Source organism: Fluviicola sp. (genome assembly GCF_030151805.1).
Classification (GTDB): Bacteria; Bacteroidota; Bacteroidia; order Flavobacteriales_D; family Crocinitomicaceae; genus Fluviicola.
Genome location: NZ_JASLCN010000107.1, coordinates 1 through 8,174 on the forward strand (window position 1 = coordinate 1; position 8,174 = coordinate 8,174).

At 42.7% G+C, this 8,174-nt stretch carries 12 protein-coding genes; all 12 read right to left on the reverse strand.

Annotation, left to right across the window (positions count from 1 at the left end):
- Positions 1-42 precede the first annotated feature (42 nt).
- Positions 43-810: a polysaccharide deacetylase family protein gene (locus Q1V93_RS04165; protein WP_300661869.1), complete on the reverse strand. Its 768-nt coding sequence runs from the start codon at positions 808-810 to the stop codon at positions 43-45.
- On the reverse strand, positions 800-1,720 hold the full coding sequence (locus Q1V93_RS04170) for a beta-ketoacyl synthase chain length factor (protein ID WP_300661872.1): 921 nt from the start codon (positions 1,718-1,720) through the stop codon (positions 800-802). The genes Q1V93_RS04165 and Q1V93_RS04170 overlap by 11 nt, the downstream gene beginning before the upstream one ends.
- Position 1,721: 1 nt before the next feature.
- Positions 1,722-2,897, reverse strand: a complete 1,176-nt coding sequence (locus tag Q1V93_RS04175; RefSeq protein WP_300661875.1) for a beta-ketoacyl-[acyl-carrier-protein] synthase family protein — start codon at positions 2,895-2,897, stop codon at positions 1,722-1,724.
- Positions 2,898-3,152 carry a phosphopantetheine-binding protein gene (locus Q1V93_RS04180; protein ID WP_124747512.1) on the reverse strand — a complete coding sequence of 85 codons (255 nt, stop codon included), beginning with the start codon at positions 3,150-3,152 and terminating at the stop codon, positions 2,898-2,900. It lies immediately after the preceding gene.
- On the reverse strand, positions 3,145-3,753 hold the full coding sequence (locus tag Q1V93_RS04185) for a 3-oxoacyl-ACP synthase (RefSeq protein WP_300661883.1): 609 nt from the start codon (positions 3,751-3,753) through the stop codon (positions 3,145-3,147). The genes Q1V93_RS04180 and Q1V93_RS04185 overlap by 8 nt, the downstream gene beginning before the upstream one ends.
- Positions 3,750-4,826, reverse strand: coding sequence for a beta-ketoacyl synthase N-terminal-like domain-containing protein (locus Q1V93_RS04190; protein ID WP_300661885.1), 1,077 nt, complete (start codon positions 4,824-4,826; stop codon positions 3,750-3,752). Before Q1V93_RS04190 ends, Q1V93_RS04185 begins: the two co-directional genes overlap by 4 nt.
- Positions 4,819-5,247, reverse strand: a complete 429-nt coding sequence (locus Q1V93_RS04195; RefSeq protein ID WP_300661888.1) for an acyl-CoA thioesterase — start codon at positions 5,245-5,247, stop codon at positions 4,819-4,821. The genes Q1V93_RS04190 and Q1V93_RS04195 overlap by 8 nt, the downstream gene beginning before the upstream one ends.
- The gene (locus Q1V93_RS04200) at positions 5,244-5,663 is read right to left on the reverse strand and encodes a hypothetical protein (protein WP_300661891.1); all 420 of its coding nucleotides are present in this window, start codon (positions 5,661-5,663) and stop codon (positions 5,244-5,246) included. The genes Q1V93_RS04195 and Q1V93_RS04200 overlap by 4 nt, the downstream gene beginning before the upstream one ends.
- Positions 5,653-6,525 (reverse strand): hypothetical protein, encoded by an 873-nt coding sequence (locus Q1V93_RS04205; protein WP_300661894.1) that lies wholly within the window; start codon positions 6,523-6,525, stop codon positions 5,653-5,655. The genes Q1V93_RS04200 and Q1V93_RS04205 overlap by 11 nt, the downstream gene beginning before the upstream one ends.
- A gap of 6 nt (positions 6,526-6,531) precedes the next feature.
- A complete protein-coding gene (locus tag Q1V93_RS04210) occupies positions 6,532-6,777 on the reverse strand; it encodes a phosphopantetheine-binding protein (protein WP_124747518.1) in 246 nt (81 codons plus the stop codon).
- Between the two features lie 16 nt (positions 6,778-6,793).
- The gene (locus Q1V93_RS04215) at positions 6,794-8,017 is read right to left on the reverse strand and encodes a beta-ketoacyl-[acyl-carrier-protein] synthase family protein (protein ID WP_300661901.1); all 1,224 of its coding nucleotides are present in this window, start codon (positions 8,015-8,017) and stop codon (positions 6,794-6,796) included.
- Between the two features lie 2 nt (positions 8,018-8,019).
- On the reverse strand, positions 8,020-8,174 hold a 155-nt coding region (locus tag Q1V93_RS04220; RefSeq protein ID WP_300661903.1), incomplete at its 5' end, for an SDR family oxidoreductase.

Consider the following 8,174-nt stretch of genomic DNA (forward strand, 5'->3'; position numbering starts at 1 on the left):
TGCGCGAAAGAAGCACCGGATATCAATAGAGAAATAAGGAAACTAGTGATGAATTTCATGAATGAATTTTTTCAGTTGTTCTTGTTTTGCAAAGATAATACCATTCGACTGCGCGCGTTGAATATATGCTTCCAAAACTACAGAAGTATGCGCTAAATTGTCGTGCATTAAGACAATACTTCCTTTTTTAGTGAGCCGGATCAACCGTGTGAGCAATTGTGCCTCGTTTTTGAATGAATCGTAAGAGCGTACGTTCCAGCCTACAATTTTCAGGGTTCGTTTTTTGAGTACGCTTGCAATGCTTGGATTCATGTACCCGATTGGTGGGCGGAAAAGCCGGATTTCTCTTTTTGTGAGTGCCGCCAGGTTCTTTTCTGCCGCATCAATTTCTGCTGCAATTTTTTTCCGGCTGTACATGGCAAAAAAGATGGGATGGTTTTGCGTGTGATTCCCAATTTCATGTCCTTCGTCAATGATGCGCCGGATCAATTCCGGATGTTCCGTTGCTTTCTTCCCGATTACGAAAAACAGGGCTTTGATTTCATATTTCTGAAGAATATCGAGTACTTCTGCCGTATGAACCGGATCAGGACCATCATCAAAAGTGAGAATCACTTCCGGTGAGGAGTTTTTGTAAACTGCCGGATAAAAGTATTCGAAGCGAAGAAATAAGATTCCGGAAGCAAGAATGAGGTTGAATAAAACGACAATGGAAACAATGATTGTCCAGAAATAAGGACTTTCGCGAAAAAACACGAAACAGATGAGAAGCGAAAGACACCCAACAGCAGTATTGAGTTTATGCTTCATTGCTGCTTAAAAGAGTTAATCCCAATTTGCCGGATTCGAGGTTGTTTACAATCAATACTTTTTTGGCTGAAGGGTGTTCAATGAACCAATCATGCGCCAAATGGAATGCAAAAGCGGAAGCACTTTGGTAATATCCCGAATGAGCCAGGAAATTGACATGCTTCGGTCCTGCTGCTGCAAAAGTGTTGTTTCCTTCCAGGATTAAACCCAAATCTTGTAATTGAATGGCATGTTTCTTCAAGAATCCGGAAACGATTTGCTCCGGGTTTTCATGCGAAAAAATCACTTCACAGGCTTGAACATGCGCAATGGATTGATTTTTATCCGAAGAAATGACTCCGAAACTTGCTCCGGAAGTAAATGGAAAGTCGGTCTGGATCAACGATCCGCGTAAACGTTCCAAAAACGGAATAGCTTCATCGGCTGCGCCAACAAGTACGGATTTTTTTCCTTCGTCCACACACAAAAGCCCATCCATCAAAGCCACTTCAAACGAAACAGCATTTTGCGTATGTGTCATGTTGTATGCGTGATTCTTCAAATCCAAAGAAATCTGCCCTGAAATGGTATTGTGTGTGCTTTGTATAAAAGCGGTCGGTGAAAGAATATCTCCGCTCACTGTATTGATCGTTACGAGAAATTTTTCTGTATCCGTCAAACAACCAAGTGCTGTTCCAACAGAAATCGAATCGAATTCAAGCGCCGTTTTTTCCTGGCATTCTTTCGAAGCAGCGATTCCCATGCGTAAAATGGTACTCAAACGTCTGAGTGCTGCAACGGGAATATAGGCCTTGTAATCCGGAGAGATTAAAGCATGATCGGAATTCAAAGGTTTCAATTCCTTCCACAGGTTTTCCTTCTGAAAAGAATCCTGATGCGTAATTGATTCGATATGTTGAATGAAATACATGCTAAACCTTGCTTAAGATAATGCTTGAGTTGTTTCCGCCAAAACCAAAGGAATTGGAGAGAATATGTTTGATCTCGTTTCCTTCCGAGTAATACTTCACCGGAACGAGTCCTGTTTCTTCGATCGCTTGTTTGAAATTCAGGTTTGGAAGTAAACTTCCGTTGTTCAAGGCCAAAATTCCGAAAACGGCTTCAATTCCTCCTGAAGCAGCTAAAGTATGACCTGTATATGCTTTGGTGGAACTAAATGCTGGAACGGTATTTCCGAAAACATTCTTAATTCCGTGAGATTCGGATAAATCGTTGTTCGGAGTAGCTGTTCCGTGTGCATTGATATAATCAATATCCTCCGGGTTCAAACCGGCAATTTTCAACGCGCCTTTCATGGATAAGCTTGCTCCCAAACCTTCCGGTGAAGAAGCAGTTTGATGATACGCATCCGAAGCATTGCTCCACCCGGAAAGAACCGCCAAGGGTTTTTTACCGGTTTTTTTGATTGTTTCTTCGGTTTCCAAAACCAAGAATCCTGCGCCTTCTCCGAGATTCAAGCCTTTGCGGGTCTCATCAAAGGGTCTGCACCATTCGTCATCAAAAATCATTAGGGAACGGAATCCGGAAATGGTAAACTGTGAAAGTCCGTCCGTTCCGCCCACTACTGCGCGATCCAATTGTCCGCTCAACAGCATTCTTGCTCCGAGCATGATGGAATTTGCAGCAGAAGAACACGCCGTGGAAATGGTGTTGACATATCCGTCGATTCCCAACTCTTTGGCAATTTGTTCGCTGGTCGTCCCGCTCGGATGGTTTCTGTAGATCTCTAAATCATCTTTTTCGTCGTTCAGGAAGTCTTTGTAAGCGATTTCGCTCACATCCATTCCTCCGACGGATGTTCCGGAGATTAAACCTGTTTTAAATGCTGCCGATAATTCGTGGCCCTGAAATGCTTCCTTTGCAGCGATCATTCCGAGCAAAGCTGTCCGGGATGCGTTCTGTGTTAAGGAAAAACGCTCAATTAATTCGCTGTTTGTCCACCGGATTTCTCCGACTTTAAATCGTTCTGTGTAGGTTTTTTCTCCTTGTTTGATGCCCGTCTCTTCAGAACGCAGGGCATGTAAGGTTTCTTCTACGTTTTCGCCGATAGAAGAAATAACACCGTATCCAGTAACGTAAATGCGCATTTATTGATTTTTAGCGATGTAATCCGCTAAGGTATTTACGGATTGAAAAATTTCTTTTCCCTGGTTCGGATCTGCGATTTTAATTCCGTAGTTGGAATCCAGCAAAACGATGAATTCCAATGCGTCGATGGAATCCAATCCAAGTCCCTGGTCTCCGAACAAAGGAGCATCGTCTTGAATATCTGCAGGAGTTAAATCTTCCAGATTGAGTTGCTCAATGATTTGAGCCTTCAGGTTTTCTTTTAAATCACTCATTTCTATATTGTTTAATTAGAGTTGAAAGTTCGATTGTAGCTGAATGTGTATCCTCATTTGAAGGAGAAAGCAAAAATAGGAAACATTCTTGTTCGCCATTTGTTTTTGCTTCGACCCATCCGCAAAGACAAAGCGTATTTCCTTTGTTGAATCCGATCTGAGCCAGTTCCGTAAAGTTTTCTGCCTTGAATTGTTCTTCGATGAAAAAACAGTTTTCGCCGTACCATTTATTGCGGATAGACAATTCGCCCGTAACAATGTTCGGCAAGGTATAGACGAATAAAGACGGACTCGGATTGTTGAGCTTTTCGTAAGAATCTACAAAGAGATTGTCGGTATATTGGCTGGAAGATGTATTTGCAAAAAGCAAAAACAAATCATTTTCCAAATCAGCATCTTCCGGGAAAAACGGAAGTAAGATCTCTGTTCCGATAAAAGCCATTTTCGACAAAACATCCATCTTATAGAATTTTGGATATTCTGCACCCAATTGCTGATAGGCTGCTTTGAACGGATTCTCTTCGGCTTTGGTATCAAAAATCAATTTTCCGTTCAGTTTTGTTCCATCCGGACAAACGTAGCTGTGTGCTAATATCTTCATCCTTCCTTTTGTAAGATTAAACTTGCGTTTCCGCCACCGAATCCGGAAGCAGTTTTGAGTACGGTTTTCAATTCTTTGGAACTCACTTCCTGCACAATGTTTAGCGGCACGGAAGTTCCTGTTTCTTTAAAGCCCAAGTTTGGAAACAGGAGATTTTGCTCCATAGATACAATACTCATGATTGTTTCAAGAATTCCGGCTGCTCCAAGCGTATGCCCGAAATATCCTTTCATGCTGTTGAGCGGAACCCGGTCGAGTTGTGTTCTTCCGAAAGCAATACTTTCCATTTCATCGTTAAAAACAGTTGCTGTTCCGTGAGCTGAAATGAAATCAATAGCTGTTGCGGTCAAACCGCTTCGTTTCAATGTTTTTTCAATGGATCGCACCAAACCTTCTCCTGTGCGTGACGGACCGGAGATATGATTGGCGTCGTTGGAAGACGAACCGCCTTTATACAAAACAGCGTGGTCGCGGATTTTCTCTTTGGAAACGAGAATGATTCCGCATCCTTCGCCCAAAGTGGTTCCGTTTCTTTCCTTATCGAAAGGTTTACACGCTTCATTGCTCAATGCAAACAAACTTTGAAAACCGTAGGAAACGAATTCCGAAACGGCATCAATTCCGATCACGAGTACCTGATCGAATGTGTCCGCCACTAAATAATCCGTAGCGGTATTGATCGCGATAACTCCGGAGATACATGCGTTTGAGATAATGAAAACCGGGGATTTCGGGAAGAATTCACGGATGATGGTTTGCGTACTTGAAAACGTATCTTCCGGCAACAAATCCAGGTTTCCTTTGGTAGAACTAACAATTACCGCCGTTCTTTCCAAGGCATTTTCCGGAAGTGTAAGCTGGATCTTCTCCAAAGCTTCCCGAAGCAGGCCATCGTAACGGTTTGTTTCGATTTCCGTTCTTTTCGCCAAAGGAAGATTGCTGTTCTGGAAACCCGACTTTTCAAACACCCGGATTCCGGAAATTCCGTTTTTGAAAGCTTCCAGGTGTTGTTCAACCGTGTTTCCAAGCGGTGTAACCAACGAAAGATATTGTATGTAAACGGATTTATCCATCAATCCAGTTTTGCTTTTCTTCCCAAATGCGGTAGAATTCAGGTTTGATCAATTCCAGGGTTCTGTCGGAAGTGAACATAAATACCTGCATGGTCATTCCGGTTGCAGCGATTTGCTTCGTTGCGTTATTGATCACTTCGTAACGAAATACGATCTTGGCAGAATCGTGTTGTTCCAGGATGACGTTTACCAACGCAGATTCACCGTAAAAAATCGAAGCTTTATGAGCAATTTCCGATTTTACGATGGGGATGAAGTACCCTTTTGCATGAACATCGAGGTATTCGATTCCGTATTCCTTGCCGAAATGCTCTCTGGCGTCTTCAAAAAACTTCAGATAGTTTCCATGCCACACAACACCCATTGCGTCTGTCTCGCTGAAGCGTACAGGTATCAGAATGGATGATTTCAGAACTTTCATGCCAGAACGATTTTCATTTGACAACTCAAAAGCACTTCTCCGTTGGATGTTGCCGTTCCTTCAATCAAGTGAATCGTATCGAAGGTGCTCAGGATGTGAACGGAAGTTTCAATCTGATCGTTCAGTTTTGCGGGATTTGAGATTTGAACCTGTGTCACTGCTCCGATAAACCCGATTTTCGGTTCACCGTCTTCTTCCAGGCTGTTCAGATAACCGAACCCTGCAGCGCAAGTCTGGGCAATGTTTTCAATCAATGCCGATTCGGACAATATGCCGTTTTCCAGGAACAGGTTATCCGAAGCAATGGTGAAATTGCTCTGAAAACCGTTCTGATCGGCATTCAAAAGTGCATCAATCATCACAAAAGGAGCCTTTTGCGGGATAATCGACGTAATATTTTCTTTGTTAATCAACATAATAATCAAAAAAGTTAAACCATTGGGTCGGACTGGCTTTTACCTGCTCTTCCAAATGCCTGACATACGCTTCGGCAATTTTCTCAGGCGACTCGAATTCAGTCAACGGATTTGTTGCACTTAATTCGTAGTGAGTACTTCCCGATTTTACTGCGTATACAAAGGTAAGCGGAACTTTGAATTTATGGGCCATAATAAACGGTCCGGCCGGAAATTCCGCCATGCCGTTCAAAAAGGGCAATTTAAAGTTTTTCTGACCCGGAGTCGTTCTGTCGGCATGCAGTGCGATCAGCTCGTTGCGTTTCAAAGCCTGGTGAATCAGGATGAGGTGCGACAGATCATCTTTGATGGGAATCAATTGGTATTGCGATTTCCCAGCAGCGTCTTCTATGTAAGCTTTGATCTTTTGGACTTCTGCATCCAGCATCAGGATGTTGATCTTCAACGTAATGCGTTCTCCCAGCAAATTTCCAGCGTTTTCCCAGTTTCCCAAATGAGCGGAAAAGAGGAAACCACCTTTTCCTTCCGCGTTCATTTTGATCAATGCTTCTTCGTTGTTAAAACGAAACGTAAAGATTCTTTTACGCGGTGTTTTTAAAGCAATTCTGTCGATAAGTGTTTGCCCGAACAAATATAAATTCCGGGCAGTGGCTTTAGTTGCCTGCCATTTGGTATACTGAAATCCTTTTTGGTAAAATGAAATAAGTGCTCTTCTGGGTTTTCTTGAAAAAAGGAGAAAGTAGCCGGAAACACCGATACAAAAGAAGTAAGCAAACCGGACTCCTAAGAATCGAATAGAGTAGATAAAAAATTTATACCCCCAAAGCGAACCCTTGGTTTTGCCGTCCCATTTTTGTTCCATTCACCTTTAAGCGTTCAAACGTTGTTCAACTAAATCGTAGAAATCGCTAAAAGTTTCGATGCTTTTGAAATCCTCTGCCGTTGGCTTGATTCCTAAATTTTCTTCAATAACGACTACTAAATCTACATAGTCCAGGCTATCTAAGTCTAAGGTTTGTTGAAGGTTGTTTTCAGGTAAAATTAATGCAGCATCAACCTCAAATTCTTCGGACAAGAATTGTTTTGTTGTAAGAATGATGTCTTCTCTTTTCATATAATTGTGGGTTCGCCTATTTTTTAAACTTTTTAATAATCAGGGAGGAATTTGTTCCCCCGAATCCGAATGAGTTGGACAAAAAGCAATCAATCTTGTGTTCCATGTAATTTGGAATGATGTTGATCTTTGCCGAATGTTCGTCCGGATTTTCAAAATTGATATTTGGTGCCACGAAATCGTTGTTCATCATCAGCAATGAATAAACGATCTCACTTGCTCCTGCCATCCAGCATTCGTGCCCGGTCATACTTTTGGTAGAACTTACAGGAACTTTGGAACCCAGAACACTGGAAATTGCTTGTGCTTCCGTTGAATCACCGATTGGTGTGGAAGTAGCATGCGCATTCACATAGTCGATATCTGCAGGTGTTAAATTTGCTTGTTTCAAAGCCATGTTCAAAGATCTGAACTGACCGTCAAAATTCGGATTGGAAATGTGATCTCCGTTTGAAGAAAAACCGAAACCAACGATTTCTCCGTAAATCGGAGCATTTCTTTTCAAAGCAGATTCCAATGATTCGATAATCACCGTTGCTGCTCCGCCTGAAGGAACCAACCCATCGCGATCTCTGTCGAAAGGTCTGCTTGCTTTGGAAGCATGATCATCGCGAACGGAAAAAGCTCCCAATCCGTCAAAACTGCTCATGGCGTACACATTGATTTCCTGTGCTCCGCCACAAACCACGCGCTCCTGCAAACCTTGCTTGATCAGCAAATAGCCCATTCCGATGGAATGAGAACCCGAAGAACAAGCTGCGGAAATGGTGAAGTTCATGCCTTTCAACTTATAGATCGTTGAAAGATTCATGTTTACCGTGGAATTCATGTTCTGGAAAATATCGCCGCTTCCGATCAGAGTGGTGTTCTTTTTCAAACGCACTCTGTCGACAGTGTCAACGACAGCACCTGCCGTAGAATCGTTTCCGAAAATAATTCCCGTTTCCGTTTTTTCCAGGAAATCGGCATCTAATCCGGAACCTTCCATGGCTTGTTTGGTCGACATGAACGCAAAACGCGCCGGTTGGTGCATTCCGATTCGCTGACGACGGGATAAGAAGGGATTCAAGTCGGGTTCTGCAACCATTCCGGTAAAACACGAACGGTATCCGAATTCCTTCCGCTCTTCATCGTAAATAACGCCACTGCGGCCAAGCCGCAATGACTCCAGAACTGTGTCCAGATCCTCACCCAAACACGAGTAAGCACCAATTCCAGTAATGACTACACGATGTTCCATTGTTAAGCGTAAATTCCTCCGTTAATATTAATCACCTCTCCTGTAATATAAGCAGCCTTCTCAGACGCTAAAAAACTCGCAAGATACGCTACTTCCTCCACTTTTCCAAAGCGATTGGCAGGAACCATGCGTTTTAATTCATTCATATCCAGGTCAC

What these genes read in the sequence shown, in the direction of transcription:
- Q1V93_RS04165 (WP_300661869.1), bottom strand. Translation starts at nt 810, where the DNA reads ATGAAGCATAAACTCAATACTGCTGTTGGGTGTCTTTCGCTTCTCATC.
- Q1V93_RS04170 (WP_300661872.1), bottom strand. Translation starts at nt 1,720, where the DNA reads ATGTATTTCATTCAACATATCGAATCAATTACGCATCAGGATTCTTTT.
- Q1V93_RS04175 (WP_300661875.1), bottom strand. Translation starts at nt 2,897, where the DNA reads ATGCGCATTTACGTTACTGGATACGGTGTTATTTCTTCTATCGGCGAA.
- Q1V93_RS04180 (WP_124747512.1), bottom strand. Translation starts at nt 3,152, where the DNA reads ATGAGTGATTTAAAAGAAAACCTGAAGGCTCAAATCATTGAGCAACTC.
- Q1V93_RS04185 (WP_300661883.1), bottom strand. Translation starts at nt 3,753, where the DNA reads ATGAAGATATTAGCACACAGCTACGTTTGTCCGGATGGAACAAAACTG.
- Q1V93_RS04190 (WP_300661885.1), bottom strand. Translation starts at nt 4,826, where the DNA reads ATGGATAAATCCGTTTACATACAATATCTTTCGTTGGTTACACCGCTT.
- Q1V93_RS04195 (WP_300661888.1), bottom strand. Translation starts at nt 5,247, where the DNA reads ATGAAAGTTCTGAAATCATCCATTCTGATACCTGTACGCTTCAGCGAG.
- Q1V93_RS04200 (WP_300661891.1), bottom strand. Translation starts at nt 5,663, where the DNA reads ATGTTGATTAACAAAGAAAATATTACGTCGATTATCCCGCAAAAGGCT.
- Q1V93_RS04205 (WP_300661894.1), bottom strand. Translation starts at nt 6,525, where the DNA reads ATGGAACAAAAATGGGACGGCAAAACCAAGGGTTCGCTTTGGGGGTAT.
- Q1V93_RS04210 (WP_124747518.1), bottom strand. Translation starts at nt 6,777, where the DNA reads ATGAAAAGAGAAGACATCATTCTTACAACAAAACAATTCTTGTCCGAA.
- Q1V93_RS04215 (WP_300661901.1), bottom strand. Translation starts at nt 8,017, where the DNA reads ATGGAACATCGTGTAGTCATTACTGGAATTGGTGCTTACTCGTGTTTG.